General features: G+C 74.6%; 13 protein-coding genes and 1 riboswitch. Of the genes, 10 read left to right on the forward strand and 3 right to left on the reverse strand.

Annotation, left to right across the window (positions count from 1 at the left end):
- Window positions 1-55: 55 nt before the first annotated feature.
- The 3 genes from ACTJIY_RS11150 to manA are packed head-to-tail and all read left to right on the forward strand — an operon-like array spanning window position 56 to window position 3,817.
- Window positions 56-1,135, forward strand: coding sequence for a glycoside hydrolase family 130 protein (locus ACTJIY_RS11150; RefSeq protein WP_439159276.1), 1,080 nt, complete (start codon window positions 56-58; stop codon window positions 1,133-1,135).
- Entirely contained in the window at window positions 1,128-2,645 is a 1,518-nt protein-coding gene (locus ACTJIY_RS11155; protein WP_440674383.1) for a phosphomannomutase/phosphoglucomutase, read from the forward strand. The genes ACTJIY_RS11150 and ACTJIY_RS11155 overlap by 8 nt, the downstream gene beginning before the upstream one ends.
- 2 nt (window positions 2,646-2,647) lie before the next feature.
- Window positions 2,648-3,817 (forward strand): mannose-6-phosphate isomerase, class I, encoded by a 1,170-nt coding sequence (manA, locus tag ACTJIY_RS11160; protein WP_253050894.1) that lies wholly within the window; start codon window positions 2,648-2,650, stop codon window positions 3,815-3,817.
- A 13-nt stretch (window positions 3,818-3,830) separates the two neighbouring features.
- Here the strand turns inward: manA and ACTJIY_RS11165 are convergent, their stop codons facing one another.
- Window positions 3,831-4,448, reverse strand: coding sequence for a hypothetical protein (locus ACTJIY_RS11165; protein WP_290444897.1), 618 nt, complete (start codon window positions 4,446-4,448; stop codon window positions 3,831-3,833).
- A gap of 146 nt (window positions 4,449-4,594) precedes the next feature.
- Here ACTJIY_RS11165 and purN point away from each other — a divergent pair, with 146 nt between their 5' ends.
- Window positions 4,595-5,251, forward strand: a complete 657-nt coding sequence (gene purN / locus ACTJIY_RS11170) for a phosphoribosylglycinamide formyltransferase (RefSeq protein ID WP_439159193.1) — start codon at window positions 4,595-4,597, stop codon at window positions 5,249-5,251.
- A gap of 26 nt (window positions 5,252-5,277) precedes the next feature.
- A riboswitch (ZMP/ZTP riboswitch) is annotated at window positions 5,278-5,366 on the forward strand.
- A gap of 59 nt (window positions 5,367-5,425) precedes the next feature.
- Window positions 5,426-7,075 (forward strand): bifunctional phosphoribosylaminoimidazolecarboxamide formyltransferase/IMP cyclohydrolase, encoded by a 1,650-nt coding sequence (gene purH / locus ACTJIY_RS11175; protein WP_440674384.1) that lies wholly within the window; start codon window positions 5,426-5,428, stop codon window positions 7,073-7,075.
- Window positions 7,076-7,136: 61 nt separating this feature from the next.
- Here purH and ACTJIY_RS11180 read toward each other — a convergent pair whose 3' ends face one another.
- The gene (locus ACTJIY_RS11180; protein ID WP_440674385.1) at window positions 7,137-8,513 is read right to left on the reverse strand and encodes an NAD(P)/FAD-dependent oxidoreductase; all 1,377 of its coding nucleotides are present in this window, start codon (window positions 8,511-8,513) and stop codon (window positions 7,137-7,139) included.
- A gap of 54 nt (window positions 8,514-8,567) precedes the next feature.
- Between ACTJIY_RS11180 and ACTJIY_RS11185 the strand changes: the two genes are divergently transcribed.
- Complete coding sequence (locus ACTJIY_RS11185; protein ID WP_440674386.1) at window positions 8,568-8,996, forward strand: DUF3017 domain-containing protein; 429 nt, start codon at window positions 8,568-8,570, stop codon at window positions 8,994-8,996.
- Window positions 8,997-9,122: 126 nt separating this feature from the next.
- Here the strand turns inward: ACTJIY_RS11185 and ACTJIY_RS11190 are convergent, their stop codons facing one another.
- Window positions 9,123-10,196, reverse strand: a complete 1,074-nt coding sequence (locus ACTJIY_RS11190; protein ID WP_253050899.1) for an MIP/aquaporin family protein — start codon at window positions 10,194-10,196, stop codon at window positions 9,123-9,125.
- A 372-nt stretch (window positions 10,197-10,568) separates the two neighbouring features.
- On the opposite strand from ACTJIY_RS11190, the gene ACTJIY_RS11195 reads away from it, so the two are divergent.
- From ACTJIY_RS11195 to pulA, 4 genes are all read left to right on the forward strand, one after another.
- Window positions 10,569-11,786 (forward strand): NADP-dependent isocitrate dehydrogenase, encoded by a 1,218-nt coding sequence (locus tag ACTJIY_RS11195; protein WP_440674387.1) that lies wholly within the window; start codon window positions 10,569-10,571, stop codon window positions 11,784-11,786.
- A 146-nt stretch (window positions 11,787-11,932) separates the two neighbouring features.
- Complete coding sequence (locus tag ACTJIY_RS11200; protein ID WP_440674388.1) at window positions 11,933-12,919, forward strand: malate dehydrogenase; 987 nt, start codon at window positions 11,933-11,935, stop codon at window positions 12,917-12,919.
- A 163-nt stretch (window positions 12,920-13,082) separates the two neighbouring features.
- A complete protein-coding gene (locus ACTJIY_RS11205; protein WP_440674389.1) occupies window positions 13,083-16,733 on the forward strand; it encodes an ATP-binding cassette domain-containing protein in 3,651 nt (1,216 codons plus the stop codon).
- Between the two features lie 256 nt (window positions 16,734-16,989).
- Window positions 16,990-23,181, forward strand: coding sequence for a pullulanase-type alpha-1,6-glucosidase (gene pulA, locus ACTJIY_RS11210; protein WP_440674390.1), 6,192 nt, complete (start codon window positions 16,990-16,992; stop codon window positions 23,179-23,181).
- The last annotated feature ends 140 nt before the right edge of the window (window positions 23,182-23,321 follow it).

The following is a 23,321-nucleotide window of genomic DNA, read 5'->3' on the forward strand; positions in this document are numbered from 1 at the left end:
GGCGCGAGACCGCGCCCGCCCCGCCCCGACCTCTCAAGGCTAGGAAATGACCCAGGTGAACCACTCTCAGTCCCTCATGACGGTCCCGTACGCCCTGCGTCGTCTCGGGACGATCATGTCGCCCCTGCCCGGGGAGCCCCTCGAGGTCGAGGGCGTGCTCAACCCCGGCACCGCGTGGGGGCCGGACGGCACGCTGTACCTCTACCCCCGCCTCGTGGCCGAGGGGAACGTCTCGCGCATCGGTCGGGCGCGCGTCGTCCTCGAGGACGGGGTGCCCGTGGGCGTGGAGCGGCTCGGGGTGGTGCTCGCCCCCGACGAGGGCTGGGAGCACGGGCGGCAGAACGCGGGGGTCGAGGACCCCCGGATCACGTTCGTCGAGCCCCTGGACCTCCACGTCATGACCTACGTCGCGTACGGGCCGCTGGGCCCGAAGCCCGCGCTGGCCGTCTCCCGGGACACCGTGTCGTGGCGCCGGCTCGGGCCCTTGCGGTTCGCCTACCAGCCCGAGCTGGACACCGACCTCAACCTCTTCCCCAACAAGGACGTGGTGTTCTTCCCCGAGGCCGTCCCGGGTCCCGACGGCCGACCCGCGCTCGCGCTCCTGCACCGGCCGATGTGGGACCTCGACTGGCTCCGCCCCGGCGAGGGGGCTCGTCCGCCGGCCGGGGTCGCCGACCCGCGGCCGTCCATCTGGATCGGCTACGTCGACCTCGATGCCGTGACGCGCGACCTCGGAGCACTCACGCACGTCGAGAGCTCTGCGCCGGTCGCCACGCCGGAGATGGCGTACGAGTCGTCGAAGATCGGTGGTGGCCCGGCACCCCTGCGCGTTCCCGAGGGCTGGCTCGTCCTCCACCACGGAGTGACGGGCGCCGACTTCTCCGGCTTCGCCCTGGCTCACGGTTCCCGGTACACGGCGGGCGCGATGATCCTGGACCCGGGCGACCCGCGCCGGGTGCTGGCCCGGACGCCCGAGCCGCTGCTCGTCCCGGAGACCGCCGCAGAGCTGGAGGGCACGCTCGGCAACGTCGTGTTCCCCACGGCCGTCGAGGAGATCCAGGGACGCCGGTTCGTCTTCTACGGCATGGCCGACTCCCGGATCGGTGTCGCCGAGCTCGTGCGTCTCGATGGTTGAGGGCCGGGCCGCGGACCTCACCGCGCACGAGGCGCTCCGGCGCGTCGTCAAGGCGTACGACGTGCGCGGTGTCGTCCCTGACGAGCTGAACGACGACGTCGTGCGCGCGCTGGGCGCGGCCTTCGTGGAGACGGTCGTCCGGCCGGGCGCCGACGGGGTGCGTCGGGTCGTGGTGGCCCGTGACATGCGCGAGAGCGGCCCCGGGCTGCTGGCCGCGTTCGTCGACGGCGCCCGGGAGGCCGGCGCGCACGTGCTCGACGCCGGTCTGTGCTCGACCGACGAGCTCTACCTCGCGTCGGGTCTCCTCGACGCCGCGGGCGCGATGTTCACCGCGAGCCACAACCCCGCCCGGTACAACGGCATCAAGCTGTGCCTCTCCGGGGCACGCCCGGTCGGCCAGGACACCGGCCTGCGCGCCGTCCGGGACCGAGCCGACGAGCTGCTCGCGGGCGAGCCCGTCGACGCCGGGCCGCGCGGCGGCCACGAGGCCGTCGACGTCCTGCGGTCCTACGCCGAGCGCCTGCGCTCGCTCGTCGACCTCTCCGGTGGTCGCCGGCTGCGCGTGGTCGTCGACGCCGGCAACGGCATGGCAGGGCTCACGGTCCCGGCCGTCCTCGGGATGGCAGCGGGCCTGCCGCCGCTCCCGCTCGGGATCGTCCCGCTGTTCTTCGAGCTCGACGGGTCGTTCCCTCACCACGAGGCCAACCCGCTCGTGCCGGCGAACACGGCGGTGCTCCAGGCGGAGGTCGTGCGTCGGCGTGCGGACCTCGGGCTGGCGTTCGACGGCGACGCCGACAGGTGCTTCGTCGTCGACGAGCGGGGCCGGAGGGTGGACCCCTCGGTGCTCACGACGCTCGTCGGGCTCCGAGAGGCACGCCGGGTGCGGGGCGAGGGCGGCGTGCCGGTCGTGCTGCACAACGCGATCACGTCGCGCGCGGTGCCCGAGATCCTGGGCGCCGAAGGGGTGCGGACGGTTCGCACGCGCGTGGGCCACTCGTTCATCAAGGCGCTCATGGCGTCCGAGGACGCCGTCTTCGGGGGCGAGCACAGCGGGCACTTCTACTTCCGTGACTTCCTCGGCGCCGACTCGGGCCTCCTGGCCGCGATGCACGTCCTCGCAGCGCTCTCGGAGCAGGACCGTCCGCTCTCGGAGCTGGTCGGTGGCCTCGACCCGTACGTGCGCTCGGGGGAGGTCGACGTCGCCGTGGCGGACCCGGAGACCGCGACGGCCGCGGTGCTCGACGTCCTCGGGGAGGCCTACGACGCCGCGTCGCTCGACGTCGACGAGCTCGACGGCACGACCGTCCGCCGCTGGCACGGCGACGACCCGTGGTGGCTCAACCTGCGGGCGTCGAACACCGAGCCCGTCCTGCGGCTGAACGTCGAGGCCGCCGACGTCGGGACGATGCGCGCGGTCCGCGACCGTGTCCTCGACGCGCTCGCGACGGTGCCTGCAGAGGGCGGCGGGCCGCCGAGCGGCGGCGCGGCGGTCGGGGGAGGGCGGCGCTGACGATGTACCTCCTCGACAACCCCGTGCGCCGCTACCCGTGGGGCTCGACCACGCTCGTGCAGCAGCTCCTCGGCCGCCCCGTCGACGGTCGTCCCGTCGCCGAGGTCTGGATGGGAGCCCACCCCGACGACCCGTCCACCGCCGACGGTGGTGGACGCCGGGTCGCTCTCGACGCGCTCGTGGCGTCCCAGCCCGAGGCGATGCTCGGACCCCGCGTGCTGGCCGGGTCCGGCCCGCGCCTGCCGTTCCTCGCCAAGATCCTCGCCGCCGCCCGCGCGCTGTCGGTCCAGGTGCACCCGACGACCGCCCAGGCCGAGGCGGGCTTCACGACCGAGGACGAGCGCGGCGTCCCCCGCACCGACCCGGTGCGGACGTACCGGGATCGTTCCGCGAAGCCGGAGATCGTGTACGCCCTCACGCCCTTCGAGCTCCTCAGCGGGCTCCGGGAGCCGGAGCAGGCGGCGAAGCTCGTCGCCGAGCTCGAGGTGCCCGCGCTCGACCCCCTCGTCGTGCTGCTGCGTGAGCGGCGCGACGACGCCCACCGGGGCGCGCTCACCTGGCTCCTCGGCCAGCGGGAGAGCACGGCGCCGTGGGTGGAGGCCGTCGCCGAGACCGCGCGCGACGCCGTGGGCGCCCGGCCGGAGCTGGCCGTGGTGCACGAGCTCGCGCAGGAGTTCCCCGGCGATCCCGGACTCCTCGCTCCGCTCCTGCTGAACCACGAGCGGCTCGAGCCCGGCCAGGCCCTCTACACGGCCCCCGGGACGCTGCACGCCTACCTGCGGGGCATGGCCGTCGAGGTGATGGCGGCGTCCGACAACGTCCTGCGCGCCGGCCTGACGACGAAGCACGTGGACGTGGCGGAGCTGCTGGCGATCACGGACTTCACGCCGCGGCTCACCGGCTTCCTGCGTCCGGTGCGCGTGGTGCCCGGTGTCGTGGACTACGTCGCGCCGGCCGCCGACCTGGGCCTGCGCGTCGCCACCCCGCGCGCGGGAGACGAGCTGCCGGGGCCGGAGGACGGCCCGCGGATCGTCGTGTGCGTCGAGGGCGAGGTGCGCGTCGTCGCGGCGGACGCGCGACGCCTCCTGCCCGGCGAGTCCGTCTTCGTCCCGCACGTGGACGGACCGCTCGTCGTCTCAGGGCACGGGACGGCCGTCGTGGCGCGGGCCTGAGGTCAGGCCGTCGTCACGACGACGCGGGGGCCGGCGTGGGGAACCAGCGGGCGAACTTCTCCTCGAGAGCCTGGGTCCGCTCGACGTCGCAGCGCTTCTCCGCCGAGACCGTGATCGCGCCGTCCAGGCACTGCTGGTGCGCCAGCGCGACGTCCCACGTGACGAGCGTCGAGACCATCTGCAGCGCGAGCATCGCGGAGAGCCCGACGCCGATGCCCAGCGCCGGGACGAGCGCACCGCGCACCCGCGCCCGCCACACGGCCACGAGCGCGCGGACGCCCACGACGATCGCCCCGAGCGCGAGCGCGAGGCTCACGGCCTGCCACGGGAACGGCATGGTGCTCACGACGATCACCGCGAGCAGGAGCAGGCCGAAGTGGAGCACGCGCCGCGTCGCCTGTCGCGCGAGCTCGGGGTCCGGCTCCGCGGGCTCGGGCGGTGCCGGAGGACGGCCGCCCCCGGGCGTCAGCGGGTCCGGCCGGCCGGGCGGGGGCGGTGGGAGGGGCGTGCCCGGGCCGGAGCCCGGTGGGACCGGAGCGCCCGGACGCGCGCCCTCCTCCGGCGGCTGCGGCGACTCCGGACGAGGGTGCTGCGGCGCGTCGGGACGGGGCGGTGCGTACGGATTGCCCACGGGCAGCTCCTCGGTCGGTCGGGCGGCTCGCGGTACATTCTCCCATCGGAGACCGGGTGCCCGGGAGGGCGCCCTCCCTGTTCCGCCGAGCCCGACGCTCGAGCCACCTGAGCCGCCCCGAGCCACCCCGAACCCGCAGGAGCACCGTGCAGACGCCGTCCGGCCACCCCGTCGAGTCCACCTCCGCCGCCCGCGTCGTCGTCCTCGTCTCGGGCGCGGGCTCCAACCTCGCCGCGATCCTCGCCGCGCACGACGACGCCGCCTACGGGGCGCGCGTCGTGGGCGTCGTGTCGGACAAGGCCGACGCGGGCGGCCTCGACCTGGCCCGCGAGGCCGGGATCGCCGCCGTCGTCGTGGCCCCGGGCGACTTCGACGACCGGGCCGCGTGGAACGAGGCGGTCGCGCAGGCCGTCGACGTCTTCCGGCCGGACCTCGTGGTGCTCGCCGGGTTCATGCGCATCCTCGGTCCGGCATTCGTCGGGCGCTTCGCCGGCCGCACGATCAACACGCACCCGGCGCTCCTGCCGTCGTTCCCGGGCGCGCACGGCGTGCGGGACGCGCTCGCGTACGGCGTCCGCGTCACCGGGTGCACCGTCCACGTGGTCGACGACGGCGTGGACACCGGCCCGATCATCGCCCAGGTCGCCGTCCCGGTCGAGGACGGCGACGACGAGTCGTCGCTCCACGAGCGCATCAAGGTCGCGGAGCGCGCGCTCCTCGTCGAGACGGTCGGCCGCGCCGCGCGCGAGGGCCTGCGCGTCGAGGGCCGCCGGGCCGTCGTCGGGCGGTCGGCGGGCGCCTGAGCCGCCCGCGCGGCACCCGGTAGACTCGTCCCGGACGCGACTGGCGAGGGTGGGAACGACCACCGGGGAGCGGCCGGATCTACCTGCTGGAGCGTCGACCGCCTGGGCGCCTGGGTTCTGCCTCGCGTCGGCGTCCGTCGACGCGGCGACCGCGACCCAGAGGAGCCCCTCGTCATGTCCCACCCGGCCCCGCACGTGCCCTCCGCCCCCGACGTCCAGCTCGCCGACGACGCGCAGCGCCCCGTGCGGCGCGCGCTCCTGAGCGTCTACGACAAGACGGGCCTCGTCGAGCTCGCGACCGCGCTCCACGCGGCGGGCGTCGAGCTGGTCTCCACCGGCTCCACCGCGTCGACGATCGCCGCTGCGGGCGTGCCCGTGACGAAGGTCGAGGACCTCACCGGGTTCCCCGAGTGCCTCGAGGGCCGGGTCAAGACGCTCCACCCGCGCGTTCACGCCGGCATCCTCGCGGACTCGCGCAAGGCCGACCACCTCGCGCAGCTCGACGAGCTCGGCATCGCGCCGTTCGAGCTCGTCGTCGTCAACCTCTACCCGTTCGCCGCGACCGTCGCGTCCGGCGCCGGCCCCGACGAGGTCGTCGAGCAGATCGACATCGGCGGTCCCTCGATGGTCCGCGCGGCCGCGAAGAACCACCCGAGCGTCGCCGTCGTCGTCGACCCGGCGCGGTACGACGACGTCGTCGCCGCCGTGCAGGGGGGCGGCTTCACGTTCGCCCAGCGCAAGCGCCTCGCGGCGCAGGCGTTCGCGGACACCGCGCAGTACGACGTCGCCGTCGCGTCGTGGTTCGCGTCGTCGTACGCGCCCGACGACGTGGCCTTCCCCGCGTTCACGGGCGCCACCTGGGAGCGGGCCGACGTCCTGCGCTACGGCGAGAACCCGCACCAGCAGGCCGCGCTGTACACGCACTGGCGCGGCGGGCTCGCCACGGCGACCCAGCTGCAGGGCAAGGCGATGAGCTACAACAACTACGTGGACGCCGACGCCGCGCGCCGGGCCGCGTACGACCACTCCGGCCCGGCCGTCGCCGTCGTCAAGCACAACAACCCGTGCGGCGTCGCGACCGACGACGACATCGCGGCCGCCTACCGCAAGGCGCACGCCACCGACCCGGTCTCCGCGTACGGCGGCGTGGTGGCGGCGAACCGGGTGGTGACGACCGAGCTCGCGGAGGCGCTCAAGCCCGTGTTCACGGAGGTCGTCGTGGCACCGGGCTACGAGGACGGCGCGCTCGAGATCCTCGCGGCCAAGAAGAACCTGCGCGTCCTCGTGCTCCCGGAGGGCGCGCAGAGCGACCCCGTCGAGTTCCGTCCGATCTCGGGCGGTCTGCTCGTCCAGACGGTCGACCACATCGACGGCGTCGTGACGGCCGAGGACGGCACCGTCACCGGCGGCGACGACCCGCAGCACTGGACCCTCGTGACGGGGGAGGCCGCCGACGACGCGACCCTCGCGGACCTCGCGTTCGCGTGGCGCGCGATCCGCGCCGCCAAGTCCAACGCGATCCTCCTCGCGCGCGACGGGGCCGCCGTCGGGGTCGGGATGGGGCAGGTCAACCGCGTCGACTCGTGCCGTCTCGCGGTCGAGCGCGCCAACACCCTCGCCGACGGCGAGGAGCGTGCGCGTGGCGCCGTCGCGGCGTCCGACGCGTTCTTCCCCTTCGCCGACGGCCTCCAGATCCTGCTCGACGCGGGCGTCCGCGCGGTCGTCGCCCCGGGCGGGTCGATCCGCGACGCCGAGGTGATCGAGGCGGCGCGCGCCGCGGGTGTGACGATGTACTTCACGGGCACGCGCCACTTCGCGCACTGACACGGCCCTGCTCGACGGCCCCGCCGGTCTCCGGACCGGTGGGGCCGTCGCGCGCCGGGCGTCAGACCAGGGCGTCGCGGAGGCGGCGGGTCGGGTCGAGCGCGACGTCGAGGTCGACGCCGAGGCGGCCGGCGCGGTTCATCGCCTTGCGGACCGGGCCGACGTCGCGCGGCGAGTCGACCAGGAGGACCGCCCGGACCTCGGTGACCCGACGCTCCGGGCCGCCGTCCGCCGTCGTGCCGCCGTCCGAGGTGGAGCCGGAGGTCGTCCCCGGGGCGAGGTAGAACGCGGCCCAGCCCTCGTGGCCGGTCGGGCCGCCGGACGGGTCGCCGCGGAAGAGCACGTCGTCGGCCTCGTCGGGCACGCCGAACAGGGCGAGGTCGTGCCCGAGCTGCTGGGAGAACACGTACGGGGCGTGCCCGGGAGCGTCGGGCTCGTCGCCGAGCAGCGCGGCGACGGTCGCGTCCGGGTCGTGGAGGGCGGCGGACCAGTGGCCACCGGGCACCGCGCCGAGCAGCGGGTGCTCGCGCGTCGCGCAGTCGCCGACGGCCCAGAGCCCGGCCAGCCCCGGCACGGCGCCGGTGGCGTCCACGGGCACGCTGCCGCGCACGTCGCGCGGGACCGCGCCGTCGAGCCAGTCCGTCGCGGGGCGGGCGCCCACGGCGGCCAGCACGAGGTCGGCCGACAGCTCGCGCCCGTCGGCGAGCCGGACGCCGTCGGGCCGGACCTCCGCCACCGCGGCACCGGTCACGAGCTCGGCGCCGACGGCCGCGTACCAGGGCGCGAGGTGCGCGCCGACGGCCGGACCGAGCTGGCGCCGGAGCGGGGCGGGAGCGGCCTCGAGGACCGTGACGTGCGCCCCCGCGCCGGCGGCGACCCCTGCCAGCTCGGCGCCGATCCAGCCCGCGCCCACGATCACGAGGCGGAGCCCCGGTCGCAGCGCGCCGCGGAGGGCCTCGGCGTCCCGGACCGTGTGCAGGAGGCGGGCGTGCTCCCAGCCGTCGGGCCGCACGGGCGTGGAGCCGACCGCGAGCACCACGGCCGCCGCGGCCCGGCGCTCGCCCGACCGCGTCGTGATCTCCCAGACGGCGCCGTCGGGCGTCGCCCGGCGCTCCAGCCGCACTGCCGGGTCGGCCAGGCGCACCTCGTCGGCGAGCGCCTCGACGTCGACGCCGAGGTCCTCGGCGAGCCACGCCGGGCCCGGGCGGCTCAGGAGCTCCTTCGAGAGCGGTGGCCGGTCGTAGGGAGGCACGCCCTCCGCGCCGAGCAGCGTCACCCGCCCCGCGTACCCCCGACGCCGGAGCGCGCCGACGGTCTGGGCGCCGGCGAGCCCCGCGCCCACGACGACGACCGACGCGGGCGCTCCCGCGTCCGTCGCGGGAGGGGACGCGCGGTGCGCGGAGGGTGGCGGGAGGACCGGCGGCTCGGCGGACGACATGCACGTCACGCTAGGCCACGACGGTAGGCTTCCGGGCGTGGAAGGTGCAGCAGCGTGACCGACGTCACCGCGGACGGGGGGACGCGGCACCGGCCGCCGGCGACGCTCGTGCCGGCGTGGCACCACGTCGACGACGAGCCGGGAGACGACGGGCGCCCCGCGGGGGCGCGTCCCGACGACGAGGCCCGGCCCCCGGTCCCGGAACCCCCTGCGAGCCTCGCCCCGTCGCGTCAGCCGGCGATGTGGCTCGTGCTCGCGGGCGTCGCGGTCTCGACGCTCGTCGCGGTGCTGGTCGGCGCGCGCGCCGGCTGCTTCACGCTCGCCGGGCTGCTCGCGGTGGCCGGCGTGTGCCGCGCGGTCGTCCCGGGCCCGGGTCCCGTGGGGATCACCGTGCGCTCCCGCGGGCTGGACGTCTTCTTCTTCCTCGCGCCCGCGGTCGTCATGGCGTTCCTCGCGCTGACCCTCGACCAGGGCGAGATCTGACCCGTCGCGGGCGCCTGCCCACGCCCCCCGGGAGGGGCCGGGGGGCAACCCTCCGGACGCGGTGCCGCGGACGACGACGGGCCCGGACCGCGGTCGCGGTCCGGGCCCGTCGGGGCGTGCGGGACGTCAGGCCTTGGGAGCCTCGTCCGTGCCGGGGGCGTCGTCCGTCGCCGGGGCCTCGGGCTCGTCCGCCTCGACGACCTCGACGACCTCCTCGACCGCGACGACGTCGCCGTTCTCGTCCGTGACGACGACCTCCTCCTCGACCACGGCGGCGACCGCGCCCGCACCCGCCGCGCCGGCCGCCGCGGAGTACGCCGGGGCCCCGGCCTCGGTCAGCGTGACGACCTGGTCCTCGCCGAGGAGGTCGTCCTGCTTGGGGGCGAAGGCGAAGGCACGGTAGAACAGGCCCGCGATCGCGGCGCCGAGGAGAGGGGCGACCCAGAAGACCCACTGCTGCTTCCACAGGTCCCCGTCGCCGGCGAAGACCGCCGAGGCCATCGAGCGTGCCGGGTTGATCGACGCGTTGGTGATCGGCGCGGCGACCAGGATGAGGGCGGTCAGCGTGAAGCCGATCACGACGGGCGCGTACTGGACGCTCGCGCGCTTGTCGGTGACGCCGAGGATCACGCCCACGAACACGGCGGTGACGATGGTCTCGATGAGCAGCGCCTGCACGAGGCCGAACTCCGTGCCGCCCTGCGACGCCGTCGAGAGCGAGGAGAAGCTGCCGTAGCCGTTGGCGGTCGCGACGAACACCCCGCCCCGGCCGTCCTGGCCGAGGAGCTGCGGGAGCGTGGAGGGCACGGTCGCGAGCAGGACGAGGCCGGCGAGGAGCGCGCCGACGAGCTGCGCGACCCAGTACGGCAGGACGTCGCGCCACGCGGTGCGGCCGCCGATCGCGGCACCGAGCGTGACGGCCGGGTTGAAGTGGCCACCGGACACGTTGCCCACGGCGGCGGCGCCCGCGACCACCGCGATACCACCGGCCAGGCCGACGGCCAGGGCGTTCTGCTGGCTGACGAAGGTGTACAGCGCCACACCCACGATCGCGAGGACGAGGAAGAACGTGCCGAAGACCTCGGCGCCGAGACGCGCGAGGAGGCTCGGCTGGACGACGGCGACGGCCTCGGTGGGCGCGGGACTCGGGTCCTCGACGAAGCCCTCCGGCGCGCCGGGAGCGGTGGTGTCCTGGGACATGATGATCCTGTCTGGTTCGGTGGGTACTTCGGGCAGTCCCGGGCCCGGCCGCCACGGTGCGGCACCGGGAGGCGGTCGGGACGACGGCACGATGCCTGACCGAGTGCCCGGCCATTCCGGCATCTGGGGGCATCTTGCCACCACCACCCGGGAGAAGTGTGGAAATCGGCGGTGCTCCACCTGAGAACGGACGGTCCGTCTCACGATGCGGTCGGGTGACGGAAGCCCCGAAAGTATCTTGACGTCGAGAAGTCGAGTACCCTGGACCGCGGTCAGCAACGCCCCTGTGTGCGACGGACCGGGCCCGACGGGCCGACGGTCGCCGTCCGGCTCCCGGGGGCACCAGTCCCCGACAGTTGGAGCGATCTGCGCATGGGCAAGATCAAGGTCGTCAACCCGGTCGTCGAGCTCGACGGCGACGAGATGACGCGCATCATCTGGCAGTTCATCAAGGACCGCCTCATCCACCCGTACCTCGACGTGGACCTCAAGTACTACGACCTGTCGATCCAGAACCGCGACGCGACGGACGACCAGGTCACCGTCGACGCCGCGCACGCGATCAAGCAGTACAACGTGGGCGTCAAGTGCGCGACGATCACGCCCGACGAGGCGCGCGTCGAGGAGTTCGGCCTCAAGAAGATGTGGGTCTCGCCGAACGGCACGATCCGCAACATCCTCGGTGGCGTCGTCTTCCGCGAGCCGATCATCATCTCCAACATCCCGCGCCTCGTGCCGGGCTGGAACAAGCCGATCATCATCGGCCGTCACGCCCACGGCGACCAGTACAAGTCGACGAACTTCAAGGTCCCCGGCCCCGGCAAGATCACGATGACGTTCGAGCCGGCCGACGGCTCCGAGCCGCAGAGGTTCGAGGTCGTGACCATGCCCGAGGAGGGCGGCGTCGCGATGGGCATGTACAACTTCAACGAGTCGATCCGCGACTTCGCGCGCGCCTCGTTCGCGTACGGCCTCCAGCGCGAGTACCCCGTGTACCTCTCGACGAAGAACACGATCCTCAAGGCCTACGACGGCGCCTTCAAGGACATCTTCCAGGAGGTGTTCGACGCCGAGTTCGCCGAGGCGTTCGCCGCGAAGGGCCTCACGTACGAGCACCGCCTCATCGACGACATGGTCGCCTCGGCCATGAAGTGGGAGGGCGGCTACGTCTGGGCCTGCAAGAACTACGACGGCGACGTCCAGTCCGACACCGTCGCGCAGGGCTTCGGCTCGCTCGGCCTCATGACGTCGGTCCTCATGACCCCGGACGGCCAGACCGTCGAGGCCGAGGCCGCGCACGGCACGGTGACGCGCCACTACCGCCAGCACCAGCAGGGCAAGCCGACGTCGACGAACCCGATCGCGTCGATCTTCGCCTGGACGCGTGGCCTCATGCACCGCGGCAAGCTGGACGGCACGCCCGAGGTCACCGAGTTCGCGCAGACGCTCGAGGACGTCGTCATCAAGACGGTCGAGTCCGGCAAGATGACGAAGGACCTCGCGCTCCTCGTCGGCCCGGACCAGGAGTGGCTGACGACGGAGGAGTTCCTCGCCGCGCTCGACGAGAACCTCAAGGCGCGCCTGGGCTGACCCGGCCCGCACCGCACGCCCGACGGCGGCGCCCCCTCGTGCAGGGGGTGCCGCCGTCGTCGTCCCCGGACCCTGGCGGCGGGGTGCGCCCCGCGGGCGCGCCGCTCCGCGCGTCCGGGCGGGTCGCGTTGTGGGAGAGTGAGCGCATGACTTCCCCCGTGAACGTGACGGTGACCGGCGCGGCCGGTCAGATCGGTTACGCCCTGCTCTTCCGTATCGCGTCGGGCCAGATGCTCGGCCCCGACACCCCCGTGCGCCTGCGCCTCCTGGAGATCCCGCAGGGCGTCAAGGCCGCCGAGGGCACCGCGATGGAGCTCGACGACTGCGCCTTCCCGCTGCTCGCCGGCATCGACATCTTCGACGACCCGACCGCCGCGTTCGAGGGGACGAACGTCGCGCTGCTCGTGGGCGCGCGCCCGCGCGGTCCGGGCATGGAGCGCGGCGACCTGCTGGAGGCCAACGGCGGCATCTTCAAGCCGCAGGGCCAGGCGATCAACGCGGGCGCGGCGGACGACGTGCGCGTCCTGGTCGTCGGCAACCCGGCGAACACGAACGCGCTCATCGCGGCGTCGAACGCGCCGGACGTGCCGAAGGACCGGTTCACCGCGATGACGCGCCTGGACCACAACCGCGCGCTGACGCAGGTGGCCAAGAAGGCGGGCGTGCCGGTGTCGGACGTGCGCAAGGTGACGATCTGGGGCAACCACTCGGCGACGCAGTACCCGGACATCTTCCAGGCGGACGTCGCGGGGACCCCGGGCGCGCGGCTCGCGGAGGACCGCGAGTGGCTCGAGGGGACGTTCATCCCGACGGTCGCGAAGCGCGGCGCGGCGATCATCGACGCGCGCGGTGCGTCGTCCGCGGCGTCGGCCGCGAACGCGGCGATCGACCACGTGCGCGACTGGGTGCTCGGGACGCCGGAGGGCGACTGGACGAGCGCGGGCGTCGTGTCCGACGGGTCGTACGGCGTCCCGACGGGCCTCATCTCGTCGTTCCCGGTGGTGTCCCGCGGTGGGTCGTGGGAGATCGTCCAGGGCATCGAGCTGTCGGAGTTCTCGCGCGGGCGCGTCGACGCGTCGGTCGCGGAGCTCCAGGAGGAGCGGCAGGCCGTGGAGCAGCTCGGGCTCGTCTGAGCCGGGATCCGGTCCCGTGGTCCGAGGCACGGTCCGGACCGCGGGACCGGGGACGCTCCGGGGAGGGCCGCACGGGAGCGGCGGTGCGGGGCGTCCGGGGGTGGGTGACCGAGCGGAAAATCGCTGCGCCGTCGGGGGTGCCGCGCCGTAGGGTCGACGGGCCATGATCGACGCCACCCTGCCGACCGAGCAGCCCCCGAACCCCCCGACCACCCCGGACCCCACCCCGGCGGCGGGTGCGTCGCGCGCGCCCGTCGACCCCGCCCGCCGCCTGGACTGGCGGCGCCTGCGCGGGCCGCTGGCCGTCGTCGCCCTCGTCGCGCTCACGCTCGGAGCGGTCGGTGCCGCGCTCGGGACCGTCATCGCGGGCTGGCTCGCCGACGACCCGACGACGGCGACGCTCCAGCTCCTCGCGCTGTGCGTCGTCGGTGCCGCGCTGCTCGACACCGTCGGCCAGGTCGTGTGGGCCGGCGTCGTCGACCGCGCCGAGGGGCGCCTGCGCGGCGACCTGCTCACGGCCGCGCTCCACCAGCCGCTCGCCACGCTCACGGAGCAGGCGGTCGGCGAGGTGCTCGACCGCGTCGACGACGACACCCACGCGGTCGGCACGCTGGTGCGCCGCCAGCTCTGGGGCGCGGGCCGCACGGTCGTCGGCGTCCTGCCGATGTGGGTCGTCGCGGGCCTCACCTGGTGGCCGGCCTGGATCCTCTTCCCGGTGCTCGGCGCGGTCGCCGCGGTGATCGTGCGCCCCATGCTGGGCGAGATCGCGCGCCGCAAGGTGATCGAGGAGGCCGCGTGGACGGACCACGCCGCGGCGTTCGAGGAGTCCGTCGCGGCGCGCGACGACCTGCGCACGAGCCTCGGCCAGTCGTTCGCGGTCCGGCGCCTCGCCGAGCGCTCGGCCCAGGTGCACCGGAAGTTCCAGGCCGTGCTCGTGATCGAGTCGCGCATGCTGCGGCGTGCCGGGCTCGTCCTCGCGTCGCTGCTCGCGGGCGTGGCCGTCGCGGGCGCCGCGCTCGCCGCCGACGGCGACCTGGGCGTCGACCGCCTCGTCACCCTGTTCCTCGTGACGGCGATGTTCGTGGGCCAGGTGGACAACCTGGTCCACCACCTGCCGGACATCCAGGAGGGCATCGGGGCGCTCACGCGCATCCGGCAGATGCTCGCGGTCGAGCCCGAGCCGACGGGCGGGCGCACGCTACCCGCCGGACCGGTGGGGATCGAGCTGCGCGACCTCCACTTCTCCTACGCCGAGGGCACGTTCGCGCTCGACGGCGTGAGCCTGCGGGTGCCCGCGGGCGAGACGGTCGCGCTCGTGGGGCGGACGGGGTCGGGCAAGTCGACCCTGGCGTCCCTCCTCTCGCGCGCGGTCGAGCCGCCGCGGGGCGCGGTGCTCGTGGGCGGCGTGGACGTGCGCGACCTCGACCTGCAGGCGCTGCGCGCCGCGGTGGGGGTCGTGACGCAGCGCACCGAGATCCTCGCGGGCACGCTCGCGGAGAACGTCGCGCTCTTCGCCGACGTGCCGCGCGCCGACGTCGAGGCCGCGGTGCGCGAGCTGCGCCTCGACGACTGGGTCGCGGGCCTCCCCGACGGCCTCGACACGCTGCTCGGACCCGGCGGCACGTCGCTGTCGGCGGGGGAGGAGCAGCTCGTCGCGTTCGCGCGGCTGCTCGTCCGCGACGTGCAGGTCGTCGTGCTCGACGAGGCGACCGCGCGCATGGACCCGCTGACCGAGGCGCGCGTCGTCGCGGCCTCGGAGCGGCTGCTCGCCGGGCGGACGGGCGTGCTCGTCGCGCACCGTCTCTCGACGATCGAGCGGGCCGGGCTGCTCGCGGTCCTCGACCACGGGCGGGTCGTGCAGCAGGGCGAGCGGGCGGCGCTCGCCCGCGTCGCGGGCCCGTACCGCGACCTGCTCGCCGCGAGCGTCGCCGAGGAGACCGGGACGGGCGTCGTCGGCGCGCACCCCGGTGCGGGCGAGGCCCTGCTCGACGACGACGGCGCGCGCGACGTGTCGCCCGTCCCGGGCGCGTCGGGCCGTCCCGGCGACGCCGACGGCGCGGCCGCGGACCGGGCAGCGGAGTCGGTCGGAGGCCGCCGACGGCGTGGCACGCCGCCGGTCCTCGCGGACCCCGGCGACGGGCCCAGCCTCGCTCGCGGGGTGCTGCACGCGCTGTTCGTGCGCCCCGCGTGGGGCGTCGTCGGCGCCCTGCTGTTCCTCGTGACGAGCCTCGTCTCGGCGCAGGGCGCCGTCACGGGCTTCCTCTGGGGCCGCGCCGTGCAGGACCTGGACGGGGGGTTCCCGGCGCAGCTGCTCGTGCCGCTCGCCGTGCTCCTCGTCCTCGCGCCCCTCTGCCTCGCGTGGGCGCTGTACGTCTACCCGCGCTGGTGGATCGAGGTGCTGCTGCGCGTGCGCATGGCCGTCATGGCCGGCCAGACGCGCCAGCACCGGCTCACCGCGACGCCCCCGGGCGAGGTGGTCGCGCGCGCCATGGACGCCGACCGCTTCGTCCGGTACGCGGACCGGTGGGTCGACTTCGTCAACGGCCTCGTCGTCGCGGGGGTCACGGCGCTGCTCAGCGGGTCGTGGCTCGCGGGCGCGGTGCTGCTCGCCGTGATGGTCGTGTCCGCGGCGGCGTCCGCGCTCGGCCGCCCGATCGCGGGCCGGTCGGCCACGCGGTCGTCGGCGGCGCGCGCCCGGTTCGGGCGAGCGCTGGTCTCGGCGCTCGACTCGGCGCGCACGGTCAAGCTCGCCGCCCGGACGCCGCAGGTGCACGCGCACCTGCGCGAGGTCGACGGGGGGCGCGTGCGGGCCGCGATCTTCGAGCACCGGGTGCAGGCCGCGCTCGACGGCGTCCCGCTCGTGATGATCCAGCTCGGCGTCGTGGCGGCGTGGGCCGGGCTGCTCGCGGGCACGTGGGACCTCGCGACCGCGCTCCTGGTCGCCAACGCGGTGACCGGCTTCGGCTGGTTCGGCGTGGTCGCGGGGGCGGTCGTGACGGAGGCGCCGGGCACGCGCTCGTGGCAGCGCGCCACGAGCCGGTTCGCCGGGGGCACGGATCTCATGGACCTGCCGCCCGGCGTCGACCTCCTCACGGGCGAGGCCCCCGTGCCCGACCCGGGGCCGCGCCAGCCGCTCGAGCGGCTCGAGCTGTCCGACGTCACCGCGCTGCACGACGACGGCACGATCGGCGTCCAGGGCGTCGACCTCGCGGTGCGTCGTGGCGAGCTCGTCCTCCTGCTCGGGCAGGTCGGGGCGGGCAAGTCGAGCCTGCTCTCGGCGTTGTCGGGCCTCATGGAGCACACGGGGCACATCCGGTGGAACGGGACCGACGTCGTCGACGCCCAGACGTTCCTGCGGCCGGGACAGGTCGCCCACGTGGCGCAGGTCCCGCGCGTGCTCTCGGGGACGTTCGCCGACAACGTGCGCCTCGGGCACGAGCGCGACGTGCACGGCCCGGTCGCGGCCGCGCGCCTGGAGCGCGACGTCGTCGAGGCCGGGGGCCACGAGGCGCTGGTGGGCCACCGCGGCGTCCGGCTCTCGGGCGGCCAGGTGCAGCGGCTCGCCCTCGCACGGGCGCTCGCGACCGACGCCGAGCTCCTGCTCGCGGACGACGTCTCGAGCGCGCTCGACGCGGCGACCGAGATCGAGCTGTGGACCTCGCTCCGGGAGCGCGGGACCACGGTGATCGGCGCGACGTCGAAGCGTGCGGCGCTCGCGCGGGCGGACCGCGTCGTCGTGCTCGACGAGGGCCGCGTCGCGGAGGTCGGGCCGTGGCGCGACCTGGCCCCTCGCTGGGGTCACCTGGCGGGCTGACCTCCCCTCCCGCTCCCCGCCGAACCCGGGGTCGCTCCTCACCGGACGTGTTCCGTGGGGAGCGACCCCGGGTTCGGCGTCTCCGGGGTTTCTGAGCCTTGCTGCAAGTTTCTGCAACCAGTACAGTTCGGCTCAGCCGTACGCTGAGGAAGCCGCGGTCGACGTCGCCCGCTGCCGGTCTCGTCGTCCGTGGTCTTGCCGGCCTTGCCCGCTCACGCGTGCGGTCCCGCACCAGCCACCGGACGAGGGAGTCCTCATGACCTCCACGCCGCGACGTCGCCGCGTTCCGCGCATCCCGTCGCCCCACCCATCCGACCCGTCGCCCCGCCGTCCGCGCGGGGCCAGGACGACGGCGTCGGTCACCGCCGTCGCGCTCGCCACCTCGGGCCTGGCGGGCGTCACGCTCGCCGCGTTCGCCGCCCCCGCCGCGGGGGCCGACGAGCGCACGCTCGCCCTCGTGGGCGACCTCCAGTCCGAGCTCGGCTGCGCCGCCGACTGGGACCCCGCGTGCGCGGCGACCGAGCTCGCGCCCACCGACGCCGCCGGCGTCTGGTCCGCCGACTTCGAGGTGCCCGCGGGCACCTACCAGTACAAGGTCGCCTACGACGACGCCTGGGACGAGGCGTACGGGCGCGACGGCGGCCAGGACAACGCGCCCCTCGTGCTCGGCGGCGACGCGACCGTGCGCGTCACCTTCGACGAGTCGACCCACCGCATCGCGCTCACGCCGCTCGGGCTCGCGGGCGGCTACGACGAGGCGCAGGACGCCGACCTCGTGGTGCCCCCCGTGCGCCAGCCCGGGTCGGACGAGCGCTTCTACTTCGTCATGACCGACCGGTTCGCGAACGGCGACCCGTCGAACGACACGGCGGGGCTCGGCGACGACCCGCTCGTCTCCGGGTTCGACCCGACGAACAAGGGCTTCTACCAGGGCGGCGACATCGCGGGCCTGCGGCAGAACCTCGACTACGTCGAGGGCCTCGGCACGACGGCGATCTGGCTCACGCCGTCGTTCAAGAACCAGCCGGTCCAGGGCACGGGCGCCGACGCGTCGGCGGGCTACCACGGCTACTGGATCACCGACTTCACGCAGATCGACCCGCACCTCGGCACCAACGCCGAGCTCGAGGCGCTCATCGACGAGGCGCACGACCGCGGGATCAAGGTCTACTTCGACATCATCACGAACCACACGGCCGACGTGATCGACTACGAGGAGAAGCAGTACGCGTACGTCGACCAGGCCACGTCGCCGTACCGCGACGCCGACGGCACCGTGTTCGACCCGGCGGACCACGCGGGCACCGGCGACTTCCCGGCGCTGGACGCCGCGACGTCGTTCCCGTACACGCCGGTCGTCCCCGCGGGCAAGGAGGACCTCAAGGTCCCGGCCTGGCTCAACGACCCGACGCTCTACCACAACCGCGGCAACTCGACGTGGACCGGGGAGTCCGTGACGTACGGGGACTTCGACGGCCTCGACGACCTCATGACCGAGCACCCGACGGTCGTCGACGGGTTCGTCGACGTCTACCAGGACTGGATCGACCTCGGCATCGACGGCTTCCGCATCGACACCGTCAAGCACGTGAACTTCGAGTTCTGGGAGACGTGGACCACCGAGGTCCTCGACTACGCGCACGCGCAGGGCAAGGACGACTTCTTCATGTTCGGCGAGGTGTACGACGCCGACGCGGCGAAGCTCTCGCCCTACGTGCGCAAGACGGACATGAGCTCGACGCTCGACTTCACGTTCCAGTCCGCCGCGACGAGCTTCGCGAGCGGGAACAGCGCCAAGGGCCTCGCGTCGCTCTTCGCGAGCGACGACATGTACACGACGCCCACGACGAACGCGCAGGCGTTGCCGACGTTCCTCGGCAACCACGACATGGGCCGCGTCGGGTACATGCTCGCGAGCACGGACGACCCGCTCGCGCGCGACGAGCTCGCGCACGACCTCATGTACCTGACCCGCGGGCAGCCGGTCGTGTACTACGGCGACGAGCAGGGCTTCGCGGGGACGGGCGGCGACAAGGACGCGCGCCAGACCCTGTTCGCGACCCAGGTCGACGAGTACGCCGACCAGCCGCTCGTCACCGGCGAGCAGGCGGGCAGCGTCGACCGCTTCGGCACGGACGCGCCGCTGTACGCGCACATCGCCGGGCTCGCCGCGCTGCGCGAGGCGCACCCGGCGCTGGCCGACGGCGCCCAGGTGGAGCGCTACGTCGAGAACGGCGCGGGCGTGTACGCGTTCAGCCGCGTCGACCGCGAGGAGAAGATCGAGCACCTGGTCGCACTGAACAACGCGGCGCAGGAGCGGACGGCGACGTTCACGACCCTCACGCCCGGCGCCTCGTACGAGGTGCTCTACGGCGAGCAGGCCGCCCCCGTCACCGCCGACGCCGACGGCGTGGTCGCGCTGACCGTCCCGGCGACGGGGACCGTCGTGCTGCGGGCCGACCGCGAGGTCGGCGCGGACTCGTCGGGCGAGATCGCCGTCACCGTGCCGCGGGCCGGGGGAGCGGTCACGGGCGTCGCGCCCGTGACGGCCACGGTCGACCCGGACGCGTGGGCCGAGACGTCGTTCGCGTGGCGCGAGGTCGGGAGCGCCGAGTGGCACCCGCTCGGCACCGCCGAGGACACGGCGCCGCGCGTCTTCCACGACGTCGCGGGTCTCGCCGACGGCACGCTCGTCGAGTACCGCGCCGTGACGACCGACGCCGACGGCGACCGCGCCGCCGCGTCCACGTTCGCGAGCGTCGGGGTCGACGTGAGCGGGGTCGTGGGCGAGGAGCCCGAGCCCGAGATCGACCTCGTGACCGTGCCCGGCAGCCACAACGCGGCCATGGGCTGCGCGGGCGACTGGGCCCCGGCGTGCGAGGCCGCGCAGCTCACGAAGCGCGCCGACGGCGTCTACGCGGGCACGTTCGACATCCCGGCCGGGACGTACGAGTACAAGGTCGCGCTCAACGGGTCGTGGACCCTGAACTACGGCGTCGGCGGTGTACAGGACGGTGGCAACGCGACGTACACGACGACCGGCGGCCCGGTGACGTTCTACTGGGACCCGGTGAGCAAGGACTTCTCGAGCACCGCGCAGGGGCCGATCGTCACGCTCGCGGGCTCGTTCCAGGACCAGGTCGGCTGCCCCGGCTCGTGGGCGCCCGACTGCCTCGCCTCCTGGCTCAAGGACCCGGACGGCGACGGCGTCTACACCTGGTCGACCGACCGCCTCGCGGCCGGCGCGTACGAGGCCAAGGTCGCGCACGGCCTGAGCTGGGCCGAGAACTACGGCGTCGGCGGCGCGCGCGACGGGGCCAACTACCAGTTCTCCTTCGGCGACGGAGAGCAGGTCACGTTCTCCTACGACCTCGCGTCCCACGTCCTGACGATCGACGTCGCGAACCCGCCGCTCCCCGGCACCGGCCAGCAGGCCGCGCACTGGGTGCGCGAGGGCGTCGTCGCGTGGCCGGGCGACCTCGGCACGGGCGACGAGTGGACCCTGTGGTCCGCCCCGGAGGGCGGGCTCTCGGTCACCCCGGGCGGCGCCGACGGCGAGGTGCAGGCGCCGGAGGGCACGGCGTCGTACACGCTCCAGGTCGACCCGTCGGGCCTGCCCGACGACGTCGCCGCCGAGTTCCCGGCGCTCGCCGGGCACACCGCGCTGCGCGTGCTCGACGACGGCGAGCCGCTCGACCGCGCGGAGGTCGAGGCGGCGCTCACGGGCCAGCTGCTCGTCACCCGGGCCGACGGCGGCGCGCTCACGGCCGCGACCGGCGTCCAGGTGCCGGGCGTCGTCGACGACCTGTTCGCGCAGGACGCGGCCGAGCGCGAGCTCGGCGTCTCGTGGCACGCCAACGGCAAGTGGGCGTCGTTCGCGCTGTGGGCGCCGACGGCGAAGGCCGTCTCGGTGCTCGCGTGGCCCGCGGGGGCGTCGCTCGACGACGACCCGCGCCGGTTCGAGGCCGCCCGCCAGGCCGACGGCACGTGGACCCTCGACGGCAAGGCGGCAGACAAGAAGCTCGGCGGCGCGGCCGTCGGCTGGAAGGGCGCGCGCTACCTCTACGAGGTGCGCGTCTACGTCCCGAGCACGGGGAAGGTCGAGACGAACGTCGTCACCGACCCGTACTCGGTGGGCCTGACGCTCGACTCCACGCACTCGGTGGCCGTCGACCTCGACGACCCTGCGTTCCGTCCGAGCGCCTGGGAGGGCACGCCCGCCCCGGTCGTCGAGCGGGCGGTGGACCAGACGATCTACGAGCTCCACGTCCGGGACTTCTCGATCTCCGACGAGACGGTCCCGGCGGAGCGGCGCGGCACGTACCTCGCGTTCGCGGAGACGGACTCGGCCGGCATGACGCACCTGCGCGAGCTCGCGGACGCGGGCGTCACCACGGTGCACCTGCTCCCGACGTTCGACATCGCGTCGATCCCCGAGGACCGTGCTGCTCAGGCGACCACGGGCGACCTCTCCGGGTTCGCCCCGGACTCGACCGAGCAGCAGGCCGCGGTCGCGGCGGTGCAGGCGCAGGACGGCTTCAACTGGGGCTACGACCCGTGGCACTTCAGCACGCCGGAGGGGTCGTACGCGGTCGACGCGGACGGCGGCGCGCGCGTGGCCGAGTTCCGCACCATGGTCGGTTCGCTCCACGGTGCCGGGCTGCAGGTCGTGCTCGACCAGGTGTTCAACCACACCGCCGCGAGCGGACAGGACGCGAAGTCCGTCCTCGACAAGGTCGTGCCGGGCTACTACCACCGGCAGAACCCGACCACCGGCTCCGTCGAGACGAGCACGTGCTGCCAGAACGTCGCGACCGAGCACGCGATGGCGGGCAAGCTCATGGTCGACTCGGTCGTCACGTGGGCGAAGGACTACCGCGTCGACGGGTTCCGCTTCGACCTCATGGGCCACCACTCGAAGCAGAACATGCTCGACGTCCGGGCCGCGCTCGACGAGCTCACGCTCGCCGAGGACGGCGTCGACGGGAAGTCCGTCTACCTGTACGGCGAGGGCTGGGACTTCGGCGAGGTCGCGGGCAACGCGCTGTTCGAGCAGGCCACGCAGGGCCAGCTCGGCGGCACGGGCATCGGGACGTTCTCCGACCGGCTGCGCGACGCCGTGCACGGCGGATCGCCCGTCGACGGCGCCTCGACGTTCACGCAGGGCTTCGGCACGGGCCTGGCGACCGACCCGAACGGGCAGCCCGCCCGGGCGGGGGAGCCGGGGACCGTGAACGACGGGTCCGCGGACGAGCTCGCCGACCTCGGTCACCAGACCGACCTCGTGCGTCTCGGCCTCGCGGGCAACCTGCGCGACTACACGCTCGTCACGTCGACGGGCGAGGAGAAGCGCGGCGACGAGATCGACTACCGCGGGGCGCCGGCCGGCTACGCCGACTCGCCCGAGGAGGTCGTGACGTACGTCGACGCGCACGACAACGAGACGTTGTTCGACCTGCTCGCGCTCAAGCTCCCGGCCGACACGCCGATGGACGAGCGCGTGCGCATGAACACGGTCTCGCTCGCGACCGCGGCGCTCTCCCAGACGCCGTCGTTCTGGCACGCGGGCACGGACCTGCTGCGGTCCAAGTCGCTCGACCGCAACAGCTACGACTCGGGCGACTGGTTCAACGCGATCGACTGGACCGGTCAGGACAACGGCTTCGGCAAGGGCCTGCCGATGGCGGCCGACAACGAGGACAAGTGGCCGCTCATGGCGCCGCTCCTCGCGGACCCGGCGCTCAAGCCGTCGCCCGACGACATCGCCACCGCGTCGGCGCAGGCGCAGGACCTCCTGCGGCTGCGGCACTCGACCGAGCTGTTCCGGCTCGGCGACGCGGACCTCATCCGGGAGAAGGTCACCTTCCCGGACGCCGGGACGGACCAGGTCCCGGGGGTCGTGGCGATGTCGGTGGACGACACCGTCGGCACCGACGTCGACCCCGCGCTCGACGGGCTCCTCGCCGTCTTCAACGCCTCGCCGGACGAGGTCACCGTCCCGCTGTCCGCGCTCGCGGGCCGCGAGTACGTGCTCTCGCCGGTCCAGGCCGAGGGGAGCGACGACGCCGTGCGCGGCACCACGTGGGACGCGGCGTCCGGGACCGTCACGGTCCCGGCGCGCACCGTCGCGGTGCTCGTCGAGCCGCAGGCGGGCGGCGACCTGCCCGTCTCCGTCGAGGTGCAGCCCCGCTGCCTCGCGGGCAAGGCGTACGTCGCCGTCCGCGCGACGAACGACGGCGCCGTGCCGGTGGACGTCCGGCTCGCCACGCCGTTCGGCGAGAAGGCCGTCGCGGACGTCGCGCCCGGCAGGAACGCCTACCAGTCGTTCGCGACGCGCCAGAAGGCGGTCGCGGCCGGCGAGGCCACGGTGACCGCCACCGCGGTGGTCGACGGCGAGGAGGTCACCTCGACCTTCACCGTCGAGCACGAGGCGGTCACCTGCTCCTGAGTCGAACGCCGAGGTAGAGCCCTGGTCATCACCAGGGCTCTACCTCGGCGCACCTCGGCTCTACCTCTGCGGGGCCTCGGGTCTCCCTCGGTCGGCCGCGGCGTTCCTCGGGACGTCCTCGTGCTCTCCCGGCGGGGCGG

It is taken from the genome of Cellulosimicrobium sp. 22598, from assembly GCF_052044445.1.
Classification (GTDB): Bacteria; Actinomycetota; Actinomycetes; order Actinomycetales; family Cellulomonadaceae; genus Cellulosimicrobium; species Cellulosimicrobium cellulans_G.